Origin of the sequence: Synechococcus sp. PCC 7336, from assembly GCF_000332275.1 — a bacterium.
In the GTDB taxonomy this organism is placed as follows: Bacteria; Cyanobacteriota; Cyanobacteriia; order Thermostichales; family PCC-7336; genus PCC-7336.
In genome coordinates this window covers 4,019,253-4,039,537 of record NZ_CM001776.1, presented here as the reverse complement: position 1 = coordinate 4,039,537, position 20,285 = coordinate 4,019,253, and the positions used below count along the sequence as shown (strand labels likewise).

Annotated in this window: 18 protein-coding genes and 1 pseudogene; 12 read left to right on the top strand and 7 right to left on the bottom strand. The window is 54.2% G+C overall.

All coding sequences use genetic code 11. The features are described 5' to 3' along the window. Nucleotides 1–48 precede the first annotated feature (48 nt). Nucleotides 49–1,200: a SpoIID/LytB domain-containing protein gene (locus SYN7336_RS26795; RefSeq protein WP_017327547.1), complete on the bottom strand. Its 1,152-nt coding sequence runs from the start codon at nt 1,198–1,200 to the stop codon at nt 49–51. A gap of 371 nt (nt 1,201–1,571) precedes the next feature. Between SYN7336_RS26795 and SYN7336_RS19115 the strand changes: the two genes are divergently transcribed. The 5 genes from SYN7336_RS19115 (at nt 1,572) to SYN7336_RS28290 (ending at nt 5,676) form a co-directional block, all read left to right on the top strand. Beyond that, nucleotides 1,572–2,168, top strand: coding sequence for a DNA-3-methyladenine glycosylase I (locus SYN7336_RS19115; protein WP_017327545.1), 597 nt, complete (start codon nt 1,572–1,574; stop codon nt 2,166–2,168). A 140-nt stretch (nt 2,169–2,308) separates the two neighbouring features. Next, nucleotides 2,309–2,941, top strand: a complete 633-nt coding sequence (locus SYN7336_RS26790) for an NUDIX hydrolase (protein ID WP_017327544.1) — start codon at nt 2,309–2,311, stop codon at nt 2,939–2,941. Nucleotides 2,942–3,100: 159 nt separating this feature from the next. Then, on the top strand, nt 3,101–4,174 hold the full coding sequence (fba, locus tag SYN7336_RS19105) for a class II fructose-bisphosphate aldolase (protein WP_017327543.1): 1,074 nt from the start codon (nt 3,101–3,103) through the stop codon (nt 4,172–4,174). Between the two features lie 156 nt (nt 4,175–4,330). Beyond that, the gene (locus SYN7336_RS19100; protein ID WP_017327542.1) at nt 4,331–4,921 is read left to right on the top strand and encodes a methyltransferase domain-containing protein; all 591 of its coding nucleotides are present in this window, start codon (nt 4,331–4,333) and stop codon (nt 4,919–4,921) included. A 212-nt stretch (nt 4,922–5,133) separates the two neighbouring features. Further along, nucleotides 5,134–5,676, top strand: a complete 543-nt coding sequence (locus tag SYN7336_RS28290; protein ID WP_017327541.1) for a GNAT family N-acetyltransferase — start codon at nt 5,134–5,136, stop codon at nt 5,674–5,676. 191 nt (nt 5,677–5,867) lie between these two features. On the opposite strand, the gene tsf is transcribed toward SYN7336_RS28290, so the two are convergent. Beyond that, a complete protein-coding gene (tsf, locus tag SYN7336_RS19090; RefSeq protein ID WP_017327540.1) occupies nt 5,868–6,527 on the bottom strand; it encodes a translation elongation factor Ts in 660 nt (219 codons plus the stop codon). A 475-nt stretch (nt 6,528–7,002) separates the two neighbouring features. After that, nucleotides 7,003–7,755 (bottom strand): annotated as a pseudogene (gene rpsB / locus SYN7336_RS26775) (30S ribosomal protein S2); the annotation flags it as partial. 233 nt (nt 7,756–7,988) lie between these two features. On the opposite strand from rpsB, the gene serS reads away from it, so the two are divergent. The 3 genes from serS (at nt 7,989) to SYN7336_RS31810 (ending at nt 10,783) form a co-directional block, all read left to right on the top strand. After that, nucleotides 7,989–9,266: a serine--tRNA ligase gene (gene serS / locus SYN7336_RS19080; RefSeq protein WP_017327538.1), complete on the top strand. Its 1,278-nt coding sequence runs from the start codon at nt 7,989–7,991 to the stop codon at nt 9,264–9,266. Nucleotides 9,267–9,391: 125 nt separating this feature from the next. Further along, nucleotides 9,392–10,465, top strand: coding sequence for a dockerin type I domain-containing protein (locus tag SYN7336_RS19075; protein WP_017327537.1), 1,074 nt, complete (start codon nt 9,392–9,394; stop codon nt 10,463–10,465). 168 nt (nt 10,466–10,633) lie between these two features. Then, nucleotides 10,634–10,783, top strand: a complete 150-nt coding sequence (locus SYN7336_RS31810; RefSeq protein WP_017327536.1) for a hypothetical protein — start codon at nt 10,634–10,636, stop codon at nt 10,781–10,783. A 14-nt stretch (nt 10,784–10,797) separates the two neighbouring features. On the opposite strand, the gene SYN7336_RS31215 is transcribed toward SYN7336_RS31810, so the two are convergent. Beyond that, a complete protein-coding gene (locus SYN7336_RS31215; RefSeq protein ID WP_156820233.1) occupies nt 10,798–11,022 on the bottom strand; it encodes a hypothetical protein in 225 nt (74 codons plus the stop codon). A gap of 266 nt (nt 11,023–11,288) precedes the next feature. On the opposite strand from SYN7336_RS31215, the gene SYN7336_RS19065 reads away from it, so the two are divergent. Together SYN7336_RS19065 and SYN7336_RS19060 are read left to right on the top strand one after the other, a co-directional pair. After that, nucleotides 11,289–12,482 carry an XRE family transcriptional regulator gene (locus SYN7336_RS19065; protein ID WP_017327535.1) on the top strand — a complete coding sequence of 398 codons (1,194 nt, stop codon included), beginning with the start codon at nt 11,289–11,291 and terminating at the stop codon, nt 12,480–12,482. A gap of 101 nt (nt 12,483–12,583) precedes the next feature. Then, entirely contained in the window at nt 12,584–12,949 is a 366-nt protein-coding gene (locus tag SYN7336_RS19060) for a hypothetical protein (RefSeq protein WP_227498540.1), read from the top strand. Between the two features lie 44 nt (nt 12,950–12,993). Here the strand turns inward: SYN7336_RS19060 and SYN7336_RS26770 are convergent, their stop codons facing one another. Continuing rightward, nucleotides 12,994–14,403 (bottom strand): RNB domain-containing ribonuclease, encoded by a 1,410-nt coding sequence (locus SYN7336_RS26770; protein WP_017327533.1) that lies wholly within the window; start codon nt 14,401–14,403, stop codon nt 12,994–12,996. An 84-nt stretch (nt 14,404–14,487) separates the two neighbouring features. Next, nucleotides 14,488–15,348 carry a sigma-70 family RNA polymerase sigma factor gene (locus SYN7336_RS19050; protein WP_017327532.1) on the bottom strand — a complete coding sequence of 287 codons (861 nt, stop codon included), beginning with the start codon at nt 15,346–15,348 and terminating at the stop codon, nt 14,488–14,490. Nucleotides 15,349–15,761: 413 nt separating this feature from the next. Here SYN7336_RS19050 and SYN7336_RS19045 point away from each other — a divergent pair, with 413 nt between their 5' ends. Next, a complete protein-coding gene (locus SYN7336_RS19045; protein ID WP_017327531.1) occupies nt 15,762–16,925 on the top strand; it encodes a patatin-like phospholipase family protein in 1,164 nt (387 codons plus the stop codon). An 18-nt stretch (nt 16,926–16,943) separates the two neighbouring features. Here SYN7336_RS19045 and SYN7336_RS19040 read toward each other — a convergent pair whose 3' ends face one another. Beyond that, nucleotides 16,944–17,318: a group 1 truncated hemoglobin gene (locus tag SYN7336_RS19040; RefSeq protein WP_017327530.1), complete on the bottom strand. Its 375-nt coding sequence runs from the start codon at nt 17,316–17,318 to the stop codon at nt 16,944–16,946. 178 nt (nt 17,319–17,496) lie between these two features. Between SYN7336_RS19040 and SYN7336_RS19035 the strand changes: the two genes are divergently transcribed. Continuing rightward, a complete protein-coding gene (locus SYN7336_RS19035; protein ID WP_017327529.1) occupies nt 17,497–20,214 on the top strand; it encodes a valine--tRNA ligase in 2,718 nt (905 codons plus the stop codon). Nucleotides 20,215–20,285 lie beyond the last annotated feature (71 nt).

Here is a 20,285-nt window from a genome sequence, read left to right as displayed (position 1 = left end):
GACTCACTGGCTATGCTTCCGCAAGATTCGATCGAGACCGATCGGCCTCTATTCCTGGATAGAGATCGCCCCCAACTGCGTATCTCGATAGTAAAAATTGAGAATTTGTCGGTGGGTGTAGTTCCGTTGCGCCAGCCCAAAGGCCCCCCACTGACTCATGCCGACACCGTGTCCGAAGCCTCGCCCAGAGAGTGCGAAGTAAGTCGGACTTCGCTCCGCCCGGGCGGTGCTAGCCCCCACGGTCGGTCCGATCGCCGTCACCGAGAACCAAGTACTGTCCAGATTCAACTTGCGGCGCAGGCTAGCAGCAGCGATTTCGATCGTGCCTGCCGTGCCTCGCAACCGCAGTTCAGTGGCGCGACCGTTGGGGGTTTGTGCCACAATCTCCAAGTCCAGCACCGTCCCCACTTCTCCGATCGCCGCCTCGATCGCGTTGGGGGAGAACCGTTCTTGCCAGTGCATCGGGGGAGAAACGTGGCTGTCGATAACGCCGCGCAAGTAGGGCAGCGGTTGCGTCCAAATTTCCTCCACATTCTCCGTTCGACCGCCGGAGGAGGCATGAAACACGGCATCGATCGTTTGACCGTTGTGGGTGAGCACTTGCCATCGGGTTTGGGTGGTGGATTGGCGGGTCGAGGGGGATTCGGAGGCGACCCCCCGATAAACCTGCCACAGTTGGCTGTCGCCTAAATCGTAGGATTCGCGCAGGCGACGGTTGCGATGGAAGAGGGCGTAGGTGCGGGAGGCAATCGCTTGGGCTTTGAGGGCTTCGAGGGGAAAGCGATCGCCCATTTCGCTACCCACAACGCTGGCAATATAGTCTTCCAGATCGACGCGGTTGATGGCGGTGAGTTTGCCATCCGCAATGATGACATCGACGCTGCCGCGATACCAGCGATCGTGAATAAACACATAACCTTCAGGTGTTTGCGGTTGCAGGCGCAGGCGATCGCCTCTGAAATTGCCCAAACGGATGGAACGGTTGGATATGCGGGCATCAATCGGTCGCATGGCTGTTGTCGAGCCCAAAACCTGACCGTTGCGATCGAGAATCTGCCCGTTCGTCGAGCTCCCCAGCCGAATCTGGTTCTGTCCTTCGACAATGCCAATCCGCAGCAGCAGGCTCTCCGCCTGCGCGGGAAAGAGGAGGACCAGCCAAATCAGTATGCTCGACCCCACCACTTGCCAGAGCCATCGCACCGTTCGCGGTCGCTTAGATTTCGACGGTTTCAACGTTTGCAACCTTTGGTTCTCTCTTTCGCCCACGAGCGAACCTATCAAAAAATCACGGCAGGGACACGTTCGGCGCTCGCAACCACTAGCCTGCCCAGGTTGCGGGAGAAGTATGGCGCTTAGCGCGATCGCCTACGAGCTCGATATTCGCTCGGACGGTCAGTCGTTAGACGACGGCTGCAATCTGGCGAATAGCTAGATTGAGCTGAATGGGTGCGAGCTGAATAGCTCGTTCTAGCGGGGCGATCGCATTGGGCGACCCGCTCGCTGGCAGTTTGGACTTCAATAGGAGCAGCTATGGATCGTGGCCTATAGCTGTCCTTTTGGGGAGGAGTAGAATGGGCGATCGCCAAAACCTGTGCCGCTGCCATTGGGTGGATTTGAGTAAGCCGGACTATGTGGAGTACCACGATCGAGAATGGGGGGTGCCGGTACACGACGATCGCCTGCTGTTCGAGTTCCTCACGCTAGAGTCAGCGCAGGCAGGGTTGAGTTGGTATACAGTGTTGCGCAAGCGGGAGAACTATCGACTGGCCTTCGACCAATTCGATCCAGAGAAGGTGGCGGAGTATGGGGAGGAGAAGGTGGCAGCACTGCTGCAGAATGCTGGCATTATTCGCAATCGCTTGAAGGTGAACGGGGCGATTAACAATGCGCAGCGGTTTTTGGCGGTTGTGGAGGAGTTTGGCTCGTTCGATGCCTATATTTGGCGCTTCGTAGATGGCGAGCCAATTGTGAATGAAATTCGCTCTCGAGAGGATTGTGTAGCGACGAGTGCGGAGTCGGATGCGTTGAGTCGAGACTTGAAGCAGCGGGGGTTTAAGTTTGTGGGCTCGACGATTTGTTATGCCCACATGCAGGCCACGGGGATGGTGAACGACCATCGCATCGATTGCTTTCGCAGGCAGGAGATTGTGGATAGATATTTGGGGTAGGGAATCTGTCCTGCGCCTCAAATTGTTAGATAGGAGTTGTATTCCTGCGATCGGGTCTGGGAACTCAGATAGATATCCCCATATCGACAGTACTCGGCAATGTTTGCTATCTTGCTTACGCCAGCAAAGAGACCTCCACCATGCCAACCGACAAACATCGCTGGTACGAATGGGCCACCCAGATCCAAGCCACCGTTCAGGGCACGTTGGCTTACAGCACCAACCCCTTCGAAATCGAACGCTGCCGCAAGCTGGAAGCCCTCGCCCACGAAATTTTAGCCACCTATACCGACACCGACTTCGATCGAGTACAGGGGTTTTTTGAATCGGACACCAGCTATGCCACCCCCAAAGTTGATGTGCGCGGCGTGGTTTTTAACGACAGGGGCCATATTTTGATGGTGCGAGAAAAAATAGACGGCAAGTGGTCTCTGCCTGGAGGGTGGGCCGACTTAGGCGATTCTCCAGCCGAAGCCGTCGTGCGGGAAATTCGCGAAGAAGCGGGGTACATCGCCACCGCCAGCCGCCTGCTGGGCATCATCGATCGCCACAAATCCACCCAACTCCCTCGCGCTTTCTACATCTATAAGATCTTCATGCGCTGCGAGATTGTCGAGCGCTTGCAGGAGTTCGACAACGCCGAAACCGATCGCGTCGATTTTTTTACCTTCGATAATCTGCCCGACTTGTCCACTGCCCGCAACACCTACGAGCAAATGCAGGCGATCTCCGAGTTTTGGCACCAGCCCGACAAACCGCCCTTATTTAACTAAGGCCCGACCGCAGGCCGGTTTCAGCCTCAAGCGGTGAGTTTGGAGAGCCCATCGAGCGACACTTGTCGAAACAAAAGTTATCAGGTCTGTTAAATATGCCTTAAAATCAGCCTAAGTGTTGAAAATATGCATTAAAGAGAGGTCCTGGAGGGAGAACTCATGGCTTTAGTATCGCTACGTACGCTACTGGATCACGCTGCCGAAAACGACTACGGCATTCCCGCTTACAACGTCAATAACATGGAGCAAATCATCTCCATCATGCAGGCTGCAGATGAAACCAACAGCCCTGTAATTTTGCAAGCTTCTCGCGGTGCGCGCAAGTACGCTGGCGATATCTTCCTGCGTCACTTGATTTTGGGGGCGATCGAAACCTACCCCCACATCCCCATTGCCATGCACCAAGACCACGGCAATAGCCCCGCCACTTGCTACTCTGCCATGCAGCAGGGCTTCAGCAGCGTCATGATGGATGGCTCTTTGGAAGCCGATGCCAAAACCCCCGCTAGCTTCGAGTACAACGTCAACGTCACCAAGACTGTCGTAGACGTGGCTCACGCTATTGGCGTTAGTGTCGAGGGCGAACTAGGTTGCTTGGGTTCTCTAGAAACCGGTGCGGGCGACAAAGAAGACGGCCACGGCTTTGAAGGCACCTTGAGCAAGGACCAACTCCTGACCGATCCCGATGAAGCGGTTGATTTTGTCGAGCAAACTCAAGTGGATGCCCTAGCTTTGGCGATCGGCACCAGCCATGGCGCTTACAAGTTCACCCGCAAGCCTTCCGGCGATATCTTGGCGATCTCTCGAATTGAAGAAATCCACCGCCGTCTGCCCAACACCCACTTGGTCATGCACGGCTCTTCTTCTGTGCCTAAGGATCTGATTGACATCATCAACGAGCACGGCGGCAGCATCCCCGAGACCTACGGCGTGCCTCTAGCAGAGATTCAGCGCGGCATCAAGAGCGGCGTGCGCAAGGTGAATATCGACACGGACAACCGTCTGGCCATTACTGCGGCCATCCGCGAGGCTGCCGATGCCGATCCGTCTAACTTCGACCCCCGTCACTTCATGAAGCCCGCGATCGCGCGCATGAAGGCTGTGTGTGCCGAGCGTTATGAAGCGTTTGGCTGCTCTGGCAACGGCACTAAGGTCAAGCAGGTGACTCTGGCCGATATGGCTGCGGGTTATGCCTCTGGCAAACTGGCTGCAAAGGTTGCAACCACCGCTTAACGTTCGGGCTATTTTGCACCGAACATTGGAGTAATTTAAAAACGGACAGAGCTGTTGGGTTCTGTCCGTTTTTGGTGTCAATCGCGAGTTGCCTCGCTACGGCGATCGATTTCTTTTAGGCTTACCGAGCGTGGCTCGACCCAGAAGGAGCAAATAGTGGATTGGGAACAACGGTATCGAGAAGGCGATACCCCTTGGAATCGAGGGGAACCCTCCCCCGGCTTGGCCGATTACCTGCAAGCACATTCCCTCGCAGGAGACATTCTCGTGCCCGGCTGTGGGGTCGGACACGATGTGCGAGAAATTGCTAAATACGGCGGTCGCGTCTTGGGCATCGACATTGCTCCAACGGCGATCGCCACAGCCAAAACCTTTCCTGTCACAGGCAACGAGCGCTACGAACGAGCCGATCTATTTGCCCTGCCGAGTGACTACAGCCACCGGTTTAATTGGGTGGTGGAATACACCTGCTTTTGTGCGCTCGATCGGGTGCTGCGATCGCGATATGTGGAGGCGATCGCGGCAGTTCTCAAGCCGGGGGGGCGCTTATTGGCAGTCTTTTACATCAACCCCGACAAAACCGGCGATGGCCCGCCCCACGGTATCGAACCAGAGCAACTGGATGTCCTGTTTAGTCCGCACTTTCAGCTTCTGAAAGACTGGCAGCCCCAAAAAGCCTATCCCAAGCAAATGGGGCGAGAACGGATGCGATTGCTACAGCGGTTGCCACGAGCGGAAAAGCAGTGAGCCCGACACTATCAGTAGAGCGACGCAATTCAGCAGATCGCCGATCGCAAATATTCGAGAATGCACAGTCGATCGAATTGGGCTTGTCACGCTATGTAGAGGGAAAGATAGAGGCGGCGGCATACAGGACCGATCTCCTGTAGAGCAGTTCTACAACTAGTGCGGGCAGAACTCGCCCATCTAGACTATTGAGATGGGGTGTGGAGGTTTCAATGTCTGAATTAGCAATACGCGATCGCCTCGCAATTCGCCGCCTGCGATGGGGAGAGAACCAGCAGCTCGAAGCCGTGTTTGAAATGGCTTTGCTGCACTTGTGCCGTGGCGTCTATACGCCTCAACAATTGCAGGTGCTGTCAAAGACAAATAATCCTCGCCAATATCGAGCTCATTTTGTCTTGGTGGCCGCGATCGAGCGGCAGGTGGTGGGATATACCTCACTGTGGGGGCGCACCCTTCAGGCCATGTATGTCGATCCTCGTTACGCCCGTCAAGGAATTGGTCGAGCCTTGCTGAAGGCAATGGAAGTTCGTGCGTCAGAGCGGCGTATCTGGCAGCTTAAAGTGAATTCTTCACTCAATGCCGAGTCTTTTTATCGGGCTTGTGGGTTCGAGGTTTTGAACCATACCGTTACCCGTTATGCCGGTTTCGATAGCATTGAGATTCCCGTTGTGACAATGGCAAAAAAGTTGCGGTGGACCGAGCAACCACTCGGGCACTGCAGCACTCTCGCCTCGGCAGTGATGCAAGAAGTCTGAGATCGAGGGGTGTCATTGCAAGCTTGAATTCGGCGACGCATAACAGCTCTCACCCCCAACCCCTCTCCAAATTTTGGGTGAGGGAAGCAACGGCCGGGAACCTCTATATTTCATCAAGTTCCCCTTCCCCCAAACCTGGGGGAAGGGGCTAGGGATGGGGGCCAGAAAGATCTTGACAACCTGAACGATCTCTACTTTTGACCGGTAGCTTCTGCCACCTCAGCAGCAAAGTCAGACTCCTTTTTTTCGATGCCTGCCCCCAATACAAAGCGGGTGAAGCGGCGTATCTTGATGTTTTCTCCCAATAGAGCAATGGATTGCTTGACCAACTCTTCAACCGTGATGGACTGATCCTTGATATAGGGCTGATCCAGCAGGGACAGTTCCTTCAGGCGCTTGTCGATGCGGCCTTGAACGATTTTTTCCTTAATCTTTTCGGGCTTATTCGCTAAGTCTTCGCGACCCATCTCGATCGCCTTCTCTTTGGCGATTGTCTCGGGGTCGATGTCCTCGGTGCTGACAACCTCGACATTAGGGCAAGCAGCAACCTGCATGGCAATATTGCGGGCTAACGCCTTGAACTCTTCGCGGCGGGCCACGAAATCCGTTTCGCAATTCACCTCGACCAAAATACCAATGCGACCGCCAGTGTGGATGTAGCTTTCCACTAAACCTTCGCTGGCGACACGACCCGCTTTCTTGCCGGCACTGGCCAAGCCCTTCTGGCGCAACCAAGCCATTGCTTCTTCAAGGTTACCCTCAGACTCCACCAGAGCCTTTTTGCAATCCATCATGCCTGCGCCTGTTTTTTCGCGCAGCTCCTTGACGGTCTTAGCGTCTACCTTAGCCATGTCAGTTCCTTTTTCTCCGTCTCAATGTTGCTCGCACAACCCAAACCAACCCGATTATCGGGTAATTCAGACGTATCTCGACATCGGATTGTCGCAGGCGATCGCCAGTGCCTGCAGATACATCTGTACTTTTGGGGCGCTATTGCGGCGATCGCCTCAGGTCCGAACTGAACTCAGTCAGAACTTGGCTCAGCGCGACAATCTACTCGGCAGCAGCGACTTTGCTATCCTCAGCAGCAACTTCACTGTCCTCGGCAGCAGCAACTTCACTGTCCTCGGCAGCAGCAACTTCACTGTCCTCGGCAGCAGCAACTTCACTGCCCTCGGCAGCAGCAACTTCACTGTCCTCGGCAGCAGCAACTTCACTGTCCTCGGCAGCAGCAACTTCACTGTCCCCGGCAGCCTCGCTTTCAGCGGCAGCTTCTACCATTTCCTCGGCGACTGCCTCCGCCTCAGCAGCCTCGACAGGAGGAACCTCTGCATCGTCTTCGAAGTCCTCAACGTCCATCGCCCCTTCATACTCAAATTCCTCCATTGTCTCCAATTGGCCGTGACGACCCTCATAAATGGCGTCAGCCAACTTGCCCACGATCAATTTGATGGAGCGAATGGCATCGTCGTTGGCAGGAACGAACACATCGGCATAGTCGGGATCGCAGTTGGAATCCAGTAGCGACACAATCGGGATATCTAGCTTGCGACATTCCTGCACGGCATTCATTTCGCGGCGCTGGTCGATCGTAATCACCACATCGGGGATGCGGCGCATGGTCTTGATGCCACCCAAATACTTTTGCAGCTTTTCCATCTCGCGACGGCGCATAGAGCCTTCTTTCTTGGGCAGGCGATCCATGATGCCGGAGGACTGCATTTCTTCCAGCTCTTTGAGGCGATCGGTCCGGGTCTTAATCGTGTTCCAGTTGGTCAGCATTCCCCCCAGCCAGCGCTGGTTGATATAGTAGCTGCCACAGCGAAGGGCTTCTTGAGCGACGATGGCAGCCGCCTGACGTTTGGTGCCCACAAACAAGAACCGCTTGCCCTGTTCGGCAGCAGTACGGACGTATTGATAGGCTTCTTCCATATACCCGGCAGTTTGCACCAGGTCGATAATGTGAATACCGTTGCGTTCTGTAAAGATATACGGACGCATTTTGGGGTTCCAGCGGCGGGTTTGGTGCCCAAAGTGGACACCCGCCTCTAGCAGATCGGCAAGTGAGACAACAGCCATAGATTTTTGGTTCTCCTTCGGGTTTAACCTCCGCCCGACTGCATCCGATCGCCAGCGGTCTGAATGGTTGCATCAGACTGGGGATCGAGACACCCGAGGGGTCGAGCGTGCGGATTGAATTAAACAGCTTTATTAAGCTAGCACGTTGCCAAAATCATTAGCCCTCCAGTTTCTGGCAATTGCTCTCCCTTCGCCAACCCGTTAGACTCGATCGAGGATTTTGGAAACCAACTGTGCTCGATCTGAAACTGCTGCGCGATCGCCCCGATGCCCTTCGTCAAGCGCTGCACAATCGTCAGGAAAATATCGATCTGGATATTGTTCTCGATTTGGATCGGCAGCAGCGGCAGTTGTCGAAGACACGAACCGATCTGCAGGCGGAAAGTAACAGCGTTGGCAAGCAGGTAGGGGCGGCGATGACAGGGGGAACTGACCCCAACGGAGAAGAGATAGCTGCCTTACGTCAAAAGGGGGTCGATCTCAAAAACAGAGTTGAAGCATTAAAAGCTCGAGAACGAGAGATTGCCGAGCAGCTCGAGGAGCTATTGCTGAAAATTCCCAACCCTCCGCAGGAGATCGTGCCGGTGGGCCAGGACGAAAGCGAGAATGTCGAGGTGCGCAGGTGGGGGGACGAGTTCAAACCCCAACACGAAGTTTTGCCCCACGACGAGATTGCCGAAAAGCTGGATCTCCTGGATATTGCTCGGGCAGTCAAAATTGCCCAAAGTCGCTTCGTTGCGCTCGTGGGGAAAGGGGCAGCCTTAGAGCGAGCCCTGATTAATTTCATGCTCGATCGCCACATTCAATCTGGCTATCTGGAAGTGATACCGCCGTTATTAGTCAATAGTGCGGCGTTACAGGGGACTGGGCAATTACCTAAGTTTGCCGATGACAGTTTCAAATGTCAGGATGACGACCTCTGGTTAATTCCCACATCGGAAGTGCCCCTGACCAATCTATATCGGAATGAAATTTTATCGAGCGAGCAGCTCCCCCTCAAGCTGGCGGCATTCACCCCCTGTTTTCGGCGCGAGGCGGGCAGCTACGGGCGCGATGTGAAGGGTCTCATTCGGTTGCATCAATTTAATAAAGTGGAGATGGTGAAGATCGCCCATCCCGATACCTCCGAGCAAGAGCACCAAGAGTTGGTGGCGGATGCAGAGGATGTTTTGCAACAATTACAGTTGCCCTATCGCGTCATTGAGTTATGTACGGGCGATTTGGGATTTTCGGCTAGCCGTTGCTACGACCTAGAGGTCTGGTTGCCATCGCAGCATACCTATCGCGAGATTTCCAGTTGCTCGAATTGTGGAGATTTTCAGGCGAGGCGGGCAAATTTGCGCTTTAAGCAGCCGGGACAAAAGGGAACTCGGTTTGTACATACGCTGAATGGCTCGGGGGTAGCGATCGGTCGGGCGATGGCAGCAATTTTGGAGAATTATCAACAGCCGGATGGCAGTATTCAGGTGCCTGAAGTCTTGCACTCGTTTATGGGATGCAAGACGATTTAAGGGGTTTCGGCGGCTGGCGGCCGGGCTTGCGGGTTGCCAAAACCGAACATTGCGCGAATGGGTAACCGACGGAAGCGGTGACATCTGCTACAACGGAAGCAGGCGCGCGCTTGAGAAATAGTTCAATGGATAGGTTGCTACTGGTAAGAGTTGGTTTTCTGCCCCTAGCTGCGATCGCGCTGTCGATTCCGGCGATCGCTCGGGCTCAGGGGTTTTTATCGGGAGACATTGACGGTAACGGTCAGGTGACTGCCGCAGATTTGAGCTTGCTGTCGGACTATCTGGCCGGCGAAAACAGCTTTGCGGACGAACAGATTGTCGCTGCGGATGTGAATCGAGATGGCAATATCGATCGTTCAGATTACACGCAGTTGGAGCAAAGCATCCGGGTTGAATCGGCCCGCATTAATTCGGAAGTGCAGCTCGATTCAGCCTTTTCGGGACAAGTGATCGATCGCTCCACCGGCCAACCGCTGGCGGATGTGGCGGTGGACATTCCAGGGGCCGGGGTTGCGGTGCGTACCGATAGCCAAGGGCGATTTCGACTGCCCGATAACGTCCCCTCCAACGAAATTTTGACGGCTCAACTGGAAGATTATGCCCCCTTTTCGCAAACCACCTCCGGTGAAGGTGGCACGCTGCGGGTGGAGCTAGAGAAGCTCGATACGGACACCACATTAGTTTTAGAAAGTAGCGTGGTGCATTTGGGAGACGATGCCTATTCTCAGCAATCGGCCGCCGCCGGTCAGTTTCAGTTGCGCACGCAGGGTCGCGAGATGGCCCGGACCTTCCGCCTCGATCGCATTCCCAACCAATCCCCCACCCTCAAAATCGGTTCGCTGATCGGATTGGATACCGCCGCCGCTTATCGCGCCGGTCAATCTCGAATTCCCTCTGCCGACATGACACCGCTGGAAGTGGAATTAAATGGCAACCTGATTCGCCGCATCGATTTGGGGGCTGACAATATTGCAATTCCGCTGCCCCTGAGTGGGCTGCGGGAGGGGCTCAATACAGTGGTGTTGCGGACGGGCCGCACCACTCACCTCGTGTCGCGAGGGGGCAACGCGATCGCTTGGCCTATTTTCGGTGGAAACTTCCGCATCAACACGTCTTCCCGCCGCCGCACCGCTATGCCAACGGTGGATTATGACGATATCGAGTTGGCAAACGTCACGATTGAGGTGCCGACTAACTAGCCCGCGATCGCCACTCCTGCGCGGCTGAATGTTCCTCGATCCGCCTCTCTGTTCGGAATCGAACGCGATCTCAGCCGCCACGAGTGAGTGACAAACCTTGACTTCCTTCCGGGAAAGTCTGTTATAGTGAGACATCTAACGAATTTTACTGAGCGCGAGGAACGCAGTATGGAGTTAGTCGATCGCATCCTAGAAAAGCTGCGCGAATGGGTGGATCGGATAGTCGATCGGGTCGCCGAGGCGCTCGAAGGGGGTAGTGTTCAGCCCCAGCCCGAGCCAATCCCCGTTCCGGTCCGCGATCGTATGCCTCGCCGATAAAGTAGGTTTGACTCTTAGATTCCTGTTAGGTTTGCTTGAGGTATCCAGCTCCTCTGGATGCCTTTTTTGTCGTGGGTAAGGGCGAAGTTGAAGTCTTTGGCAGGATTTGATATTTGATAGGAGTGACTAAAGTTTCTCACAAATCCTACTCCGTCAGCTTCCAACGCCTGCCAGGTAACCCGACAGTCCCAACTGCGATCGCTGCTGCTGTAACAATGGGCCACCAACAGAGCCCACATCTCGGCATCCTCTCACAGCTCATCTAACCTTCTATCCATGCCTCGGCCTGACTTTTACGAAATAAACGACTCTTAGGAGTTGACAATGTCAGATCCAGAAGCTGCCATAATATGCGAAAAAAATAATTCTCCTTTATCAAACCTACCTTGCAGAGTGGGGAACTGTAGAATCTCAAATCTCGGTAGATCTCTTAGGGCACATCAGGCATCAGCAAACATCTAATGATTGCTTGGTCGCTGTTCGGTAAGCTTAAAGAGGAAAGACTGTGGCCACTAACATTCTGGACAATATCGATCTACGCAAGCTAGGAGAACTTCTGCAGCAGGCACGTAAAAAGTGCGGTATGACTCAGGCCGATGTAGCTAAGGTAATTCATGCTTCCCGTACTACTATTGTTGCCATTGAGAAAGGAGAACGTCGTCTCAAGCCAAATGAGTTAATTCAACTAGCTCGTACTTACGGACGATCGGTTAGTGATTTTGTTCGACCTAGTCCTGTTATGGAACCCTTCGAAGTTCAATTTCGAGCGGTCTATAAGCGTAGCGAGCAGGAAGAAGCACGAATTACCCCGATCGTTCGGCGCTTAGAGGAGCTATGCCGAAATTATCTAGAGCTCGAGAAGATTGTGGATGCTCCTCTGCCTCGAAACTATCCTCAAGAGTATGACGTAACGAATATGCCGATAGAGGCCGCTGCGGAAAGTATTGCGATCGCCGAGCGACAACGACTTGGGCTTGGAGATGGTCCTATTCCGCTCGTGCGAGACATCCTAGAGCAGAGTGTCGGTATTCGAGTTTTCTACCTTAGAATGCCAGCAAAATATTCGGAGATTTATAGCTATGACGAGCAGCTTGGTGGCTGTATGGCAATTAATTTAAATCACTATGAAGAACGGCGGCGTTGGTCGATGGCGCATGGATATCTCCATTTTCTTGTTCGTAGACGAAAGCCAGTGGTGGATTACGAAGGGCACTATCAAAGAATCCCAGAGAGTGAACGACTGGCTGAGGCGTTTCCAAAATATTTTCTAATGCCCACAAGTGGCTTGCTCAGACGATTCAATGATATGTATCGTACTCACAGCAAGTTTACTCCAAGCAACTTATTCACTCTTGCCTATTACTATGGTGTATCTATAGAGGCCCTTGTTTATCGGTTAGAAAAAATGGGACTTTTGCCATCTGGTACTTGGGATCGGTTGCGCGATCGAGGATTGAAAGTAAAGAAGGTACAGCAGGAGTTAGGTTTAGAAGAAATCCAACAGCGCGCTGATATAGTGCCCATTCACTATCAACATCTTGCAATTGAGGCTTTCGATCGGGGACTCATTACCGAAGGCCGATTCGCCGACCTGCTTGGCGTCGATCGCCTAGAAGCTCGGCGCATTGCAGAAGTATTGCGCGAATATTCAAGCGGGATGATGGAAGGGACTGCTCATTTAGATTTGCGGCAAGCGTAAGGATTTTTAGAGACTCAGCTATGCAAATTAGTCACTCCCACGTAGTTCTCGATGCTTGCTGCGTTCTAAACTTCTGTGCTTCGGGACGTTTCACTGAAATTTTGAAATCTATTCCTGCTCGTGTTGTAGTTACTGAAGTTGTAAGAGAGAAAGAACTAATAGCCCTTAAACGTCTCGAAGAGGAAGAGAATGAAAGTGCAGCTCAGTTTGAAACAGCTATTATTCAGGGCTTGCTTGGGGTAGTTGACTTTGAGTCGGAGTCAGAGGAAGAAGCCTTCGTAAACTATGCCTTTGAACTCGGAGATGATGGCGAGTCTGCAACCTGTGCTATTGCGATTCAGAGAGGGTGGGCAATTGCTACTGAGATCGAATTACGCACTGTACTCGATTCTATACGGACTAAAGGACGATACATACCGTCTAGAAACCATCCTTTGCTTAGTTGGTGGCAAACGTCAATGCAGTGATATAGGCCCATCCTCAGTCGTCCATTCATCCATTTCCCCTTGCTCTAGTTGAGTAAGCCTAGAGAACAGTCCTCCCTCTCGCAGACTAACTCCAGCAACGCCCGAGCAGCCTGCGATCGCGCCTCCGACTTACTACTCCCCACCCCGTCAGCTTCCAACGCCTGCCAGGTAACCCGACAGACCCAACTGCGATCGCTGCCGCTGCAAACGTAGTCAACTGCTCCCAACCCTATTTGCTCCATCACATTCAACACACTGATGGAATTCAACGTCGGGGCCTCCAATTGGATCGCATCTAACACCCGCCGCCGTAAAGACAAGTCGAAAGGCTGAGATAAAATCACCGCCGCGTGGCGGGGTGTCAGACGACCCTCCTGCAGCCATTGCTCGATCGACCGCTCCAAAGCCTCGCTCGCCTTTCCACTGCGGCCCACCCGCTCCAATAACCCTGCAAACTGATTGGCTGTTAACTTCCCTAGAGATATCGGGTCATCCAACGGTTTCTGCATCCGCACGAGCATCCGTTCTCGCTGCTTTGCCTCCCCCGCCAGCACCCGGTCCTCAATTCGCTCGCACACACCCTCCAACACAGTTTCCGACCAGCGCGACCTCTTTCCCGCCAGAGCCGCTAGCAATTGTTGCTGGTTGATCAGATCCTCCACCCGCCGTAGCGGACTGCTCGCGCGGGCATACCCCGGCAACTTCAAAGCCCAGTGGGGCGCAACCCGAGGCCGATGCTCGGCCCGAGGTAACTGATGGGCCACCAATGGAGCCAACATCTCGGCATCCTCCCCCAGCTCGTCCAGCAGAGTGGCAAACTCCTCCACCCCTCGGATATCCTGCACCCGATACATCCCCGGCAGGCCCGCCAGCGTCAACTGCTCGGCAACCAAAGCGTTGTAGGCGATCGCCGTCGAGGCAATCAGTTGTCGGCTGCCAGTGACAGTTTGACCGATATCGTCGCGGAACTCCCCAGCGATGGCGTGTCCCCAAACCCCCTGGCGTCCTCGGTCGAGCCAAGTAGTTCCCCGGGCAAGAGTCTCGAGTAACAGGGCAAAGGGACTGTCTTCTCGTCCGGCCAGAATGCGATCGGCCGTGTCATAACTGAGTTGCCCGTGGGAGAGTAAGACATCCTCTCGGAAGCAGTACTCTTGAATCGAACCATCCGCCTGCAGCAGTAATTCCAAGACCACCACGGGCCGTTCTCGCTCTGGCAGCAGAGAATGACGTTTCGTCAGGTGGGGGGAGAGCATCGAGCGAATGCAACGGCTGCCTCGATAGCGAGACTCCAGCCAAACCAATGCTTGCTGCATAGCAGGCGAATGGGGTTCTACGGTTTGGGTCACAGCCGCGATCGCGATCCACAAGCGGATGCAATCGCCTTCTTCCACTGCCCAAACAGCGTCGTCGAGATCGCGGGAATGTTCGCTGTCAAGCGTAATGCCGGGGAGCATAAGCGTAGGGGTCGAGCGGCGATCGCCGTCAGAGGATCGATCGGTACTATCCTACGCTGCTCGCAGACAATGTCAGAACGACGGTTATCCTTCATCACCTTCCAGCAGTTCTGCCAACTGTTTCAAGCCTTTCTTCACTTGGCGGGAAACGGTCACTGCACTAACGCCCAGCCGGAGAGCCGTATCCTTCTGAGAGAGGTCGCAAAGGAAGACGAATTCCAAAATCTGACGCGTGCGCTCTTCCAAATGAGACATGGCCTGTTGCAGGCGAACCCGATCCTCTTGAGCTAACTGAAAGCTCTGATAGCGGATATCGGGAACGAGGTCTCCCATTGAGCTAGATTCACTTTCGGAGTGGCGAACGGGAGCGTCGAGACTGAGGGTAGACAGGTTTTGCTGGGCCATCTGGAATTGCTGCCATTCATCGGCAGTTAATTCCATCGCCTCGCGCAGCTCCCGTTCGGTCGGAGACCGACCGAAGTCTTGACGGAGCTGTGCCGCCACTTTCTTGCTGAGGGTCATCAGCGCAGACCAGCGTCGGGGAATGCGCACCGGGCGACTCTTATCGCGCAAGTAGTGCTGGATTTCGCCGCGAATGTAAGGCATAGCAAAAGAGCTAAAGGCCAGACCTCGAGATAGGTCAAATCGCTCGATCGCCTGAATCAAGCCGAGGCTGCCAATCTGCATCAAATCGTCAAAATTCTCTTGGCACTGATGCTTCCAGTGGTGGGCCTCTTTGCGAACCAAACCTAGATTCATTTCAACCAGACGATTGCGAACCGTCGCCGAGGGGTTGTGCTGATATTGCTGCAGTAGCTCGACAGTTTTTGATTTGAGATTGCAATTCCGAGACTGAGTGCGGCTGCGTTCGGTTTGACCTGGGGGACGTCCGATTCTCTGGACGGAGGCATGACGATTGGATCGAACTGCATCTACCATAACCATTGGAAAAGTCCTTACTTTGACTAGCAACGAAGAATTTATATGCTGTGAAAAATGTCGCTTCGACAGTCAAAGACTGAGTTGCACCCATGTCAACCAGATGAAGTCTAACTGAGATTATTGGAATTTACGGAAAGAAAATTGTGTGAAGCTTTCACAAAGCAAAGTCAACCTTGCACCTGCAGGTCACCTGCGCCCAGGAGAAGGAGCGAGCAGCCCCAAATTAGACGATGGGGCGAGCGGCTATTTTAGTATAAATATACCCATTCGACCGCCATTATTTCGCGAAAATTACTTCATCGCGGATGAATGTGTTCGATATTCGCGAGTATATTGGGCTCGTGTCGAGATCCGAGGCTTCCAGCGCAACTTTTGATTCAATAAGCTTGAGGCTTAGGCTAGCAGGAGGCAAAACGATGAGCTATGTGGTTCGCGATCGCGATCGCCACTTCCAGAACGACGGTCGGCCAAAACGCATTCTCACGCTAGATGGGGGCGGATTGCGCGGTGTTTTGAGTTTGGCGATTCTGCAAAAAATCGAGGACATCTTGCGAGAGCGGCACAATGGCGATGCTAACTTTCGACTTTGCCACTATTTCGATTTGATTGCAGGCACCTCCACCGGAGCGATTATTGCTGCCACGCTGGCGATGGGCTGGAGCGTAGAGCGGCTTTATCAGAAGTACATTAGCCTCGGTCGCAAAGTCTTTCAGAAGGGGTTATTGAGACAGGGGGTTCTGCGGGCCAAATACGATGCGGGGGCATTGATTCGAGAACTGAAGACGGTTTATAAAGATGCGGTTTTGGGGGGGCCGGAACTGCAGACGGGCTTACTCGTTGTCACTAAACGCTTAGATACGGGCAGCCCCTGGCCCATTAGCAACAATCCGCGCGGTCAGTTTTTCTCCTCTCTCCCAGATGGCACCATTGGCAATAGCGATTACCCGTTGTGGCAGGTGGTGCGAGCCTCCACAGCAGCTCCATCGTTTTTTGAGGGGGAAGCGATCGATATCGTTGACAGGCCCGGTCGCTCGCCCTTGCGAGGAGAGTTTGTAGATGGGGGTGTCAGTCCATTCAATAACCCAGCTTTGCAGGCATTGATGTATGCCACTCTGGAGGGCTATCGAGTTGGCTGGCCGCAGGGGGCCGAACAACTCCTCCTCGTGTCTGTGGGAACGGGGATGCTGGACGCTGGCGCGCAGAACTCAAATCTGGCGGCTTTGCACGCGATTAATTCCCTCAAATCGCTCATGGATGACTGCTCGGTGTTGCAAGAAACGCTGTTGCAATGGATGGCGGAGAGTCCCACCGCGCGATCCATTGATAGTGAATTGGGAGATTTGCGCAATGACTCAATGGCTAGCCAGAAGTTGCTCAGTTATCTGCGCTATAACGCCGACCTCACTCCTACAGGGGTGGCAGCCTTAGATCCCGCGCTGACAGATGCAAAGCTGATTGAATCGCTGAGTACGATGGACGACCCCAATAATATGGACGTTCTCCATCAATTGGGGGAACTGGCTGCCCGCAAGATCGACCCCAATGATTTTCCCGCCTGCTTCGATCTACCTGCAGCATAACTGGCGGAGGCAAGCATTTTAGCGGTTTAATACCTCATTGCGGTGCTCGACTGAACCGACAATTTGTACGACCTCATCGATCGACTCTTGAGGAATGTCGAGTTCAACTAATGTGGCAACTAGGTTCTCGGCGATCGCATCGAAATGGATGTCGCTCAATCCCATTTCGTCCGCGAGTTGTTTGTGAGCCTCTCTCATGGAGCGGCCTTGCCAGTTTTCAGCGCCTCCAAACGCATAGGTCATAAAAGACTTCTGATGCTGTCTCTGTTTTTGCATATCGGTATTGGCAAAGAAATGCTTGACTCGCTCATCTGCCAAGACCTTCTCATAAAACTTATCGACGGCTAGATCGACGGCAGCTTTTCCACCCAACTTTTCGTACAGAGTACTCATGTTTTGACATTCCCCAGTCGATTGGCTTGTATCTCGAGCGCGGACGAAGCAGAGTATAGCACCCAGAGCATGTTTGAGAAGTGACTGACTTTGCCCCAATCGATGGGGGCGACCTCTGCGATCGCGCTGCTAGGCTAGTGAAAGACTAAAATTGTCACTCTGCCTACAAGCCATCGACATGACTGCTGCTGCCCCTGCCTCCCCAGCCAAACAATACGATCCCTTTGCCACCGAACCCCGCTGGCAAACCTTTTGGGAAGAGCGAGGGGTCTATGTCGCCGACCCCGAGCAACCGGGCGAAGCTTTCAGTATGGTGCTACCTCCCCCCAATGTGACGGGTAGCTTGCACATGGGTCATGCCTTAGCCTTCACACTGCCCGACGTCATTACCCGCTACAAGCGCATGCGGGGCTACAACGTCCTCTGGGTCCCCGGCACCGACCATGCCTCCATCGCCGTCCACACGGTTTTGGAAAACAAGCTGCGGCAGCAGGGCAAATCCCGCTTCGATTTGGGACGAGAAGAATTCCTCAAGCAGGCTTGGGCATGGAAGGAATTTTCGCAGGGGACGATTAAGGGACAGTTGCGTCGGCTGGGCCTATCCCTCGATTGGAGCCGCGAACGGTTCACGATGGACGAGGGGCTGAATCGAGCAGTGATTGAAGCCTTTGTCCAGTTCTACGAAGCGGGGCTGATTTATCGCGGCGAATATTTGGTCAACTGGTGTCCGGCCACGCAGACGGCAGTCTCCGACGTTGAAGTCGACAGTATAGAAGTGCAATCCCATCTATGGCACTTCCGCTATCCCCTGGCCGACGACCCCGATCGCTTTCTCGTCGTCGCCACCACCCGCCCCGAAACCATGCTGGGGGATACGGCGGTGGCGGTGAACCCCAACGACGATCGCTACCGAAAGCTAGTTGGCAAGCAGGTGCGCCTGCCCATTCAAGATCGCCTCATCCCAATTGTGGCGGACGATTACGTTGACGCCGAATTCGGCTCCGGTTGCGTCAAAATCACGCCTGCCCACGACCCCAACGACTTCGAAATCGGCAAGCGCCACAATCTACCATTCATCAATATTCTCAATAAAGACGGCTCCATTAACGAGAATGGCAGCATCATGCAGGGCCTAGATCGCTTCGAGGCCCGCCAAGCGGTGGTGAAGTGGTTTGCAGATAACCACTTGCTAGACAAAGTTGAGGACTACACCCACACCGTTCCCTATAGCGATCGCGGCAAAGTCCCGATCGAGCCCTTTCTCTCCATTCAGTGGTTCTGCGATGTCAGCGACATGGCCCAATCCTGTTTGGAGGCTTCTCAGCAGCAAAAAGACCCCGAATTTATCCCCGAAAAGTGGACCAAAGTCTACGAAGGCTGGCTGGCAAAGCTGCGGCCCTGGTGCATCTCTCGACAATTGTGGTGGGGGCACCAAATCCCCGCCTGGTATGTCAGAGGGGACGACGACCCACAGAGCTATATCGTGGCGCGCAGCGAGACAGAAGCTTACGAGAAAGCGCGAGAGAAGTTTGGCGACGAGGTCGAACTGGTGCAAGAGGCTGATGTGCTCGATACGTGGTTCTCGTCGGGACTGTGGCCCTTCTCCACGTTAGGCTGGCCGGAGCAAACTGAAGATCTCGATCGCTATTTCCCCAATGCCTTGATGTCCACAGGATTTGACATCATCTTTTTCTGGGTGGCTCGCATGACCATGATGAGTCAGCAACTCACGGGCCAACTGCCGTTCAAAGATGTCTATATCAATGGCTTGGTGCGGGCCGAAGACGGGTCCAAGATGTCGAAGTCGAAGAATAACGGCATCGACCCGCTGGAGTTGATGGAAAAGTACGGCACCGACGCGCTGCGGTTTGCCTTGGTGAAAGAAGTGGTAGGAGCCGGTCAGGATATCCGCTTGGCCTACAACCGCAAAACGGGAGAATCTTCCACGGTGGAAGCGGCGCGGAATTTTGCCAATAAGATTTGGAATGCCTCCCGCTTCGCCTTGATGAACTTGAAGGACCAGACTCCCGCCCAATTGGGCAGCCCCGATCCAGAGGCGTTGGAATGGAGCGATCGCTGGATTTTATCCCGTTTCAATTCCACCGCGCAGCAAGCGATCGATTTGCTGGAGCGTTACGGCATGGGGGAAGGGGCACGCCTGCTGTATAGCTTTATTTGGGATGAGTTTTGCGATTGGTATATCGAGCTGGTGAAACCCCGCCTGCGCAGCGAAGACGCTCAATCGAAGCGAACCGCACAACAGGTGTTAGCTACTGTCTTAGAGGGACTCTTGCGCCTGCTGCACCCTTGGATGCCCCACCTGACTGAGGAAATTTGGCAAACCCTGACGCAGGTGGAGGCGAAAACCTCGATCGCCCTGCAGCCCTATCCCCTGCCGCAGGCAGAGGCGATCGATCCCGATCTGGAACGAGAGTTCGCACTGGTCATCGACACCATTCGCGTCCTGCGCAACCTGCGATCGGAAACCAACCTCAACCCCGGTCAAACCATCGCGGCGGTGTTACAAAGCCAAAGTGAAGCCGAGCGCTCGGTCCTGACTCGCGGTCGAGACTACATCGCCAGTCTCGCTAAAGCCGAAAGCCTCAGCATCGTGGCCGAGTTGGTGGAAGAACCGAAACAGGTGGCTGCCGGTGTTGTCGGTACTATTCAGGTCTTGATGCCACTGGCGAGCTTAGTCGATATCGACGCGCTGCGAGCCAAGCTGGAGAAAGATCTCGGCAAGATCGAGGCGGAGATGAAAGGCATTCGGGCTCGCCTCGACAATCCCAATTTTGTCAACAAGGCTCCTGCCGACGTGGTGGAGGGCAACCGCAAGGCGCTGGCAGAGTTGGAGAAGCAGGCGGAGATTTTAGCGGAGCGGTTGAGGAAGCTGTAGCGATCGGCGCTCGAAACATAAAAACTGCATACCTATCCAAACCTCGGATCTACGTGCTTGTGAGGAGTCAA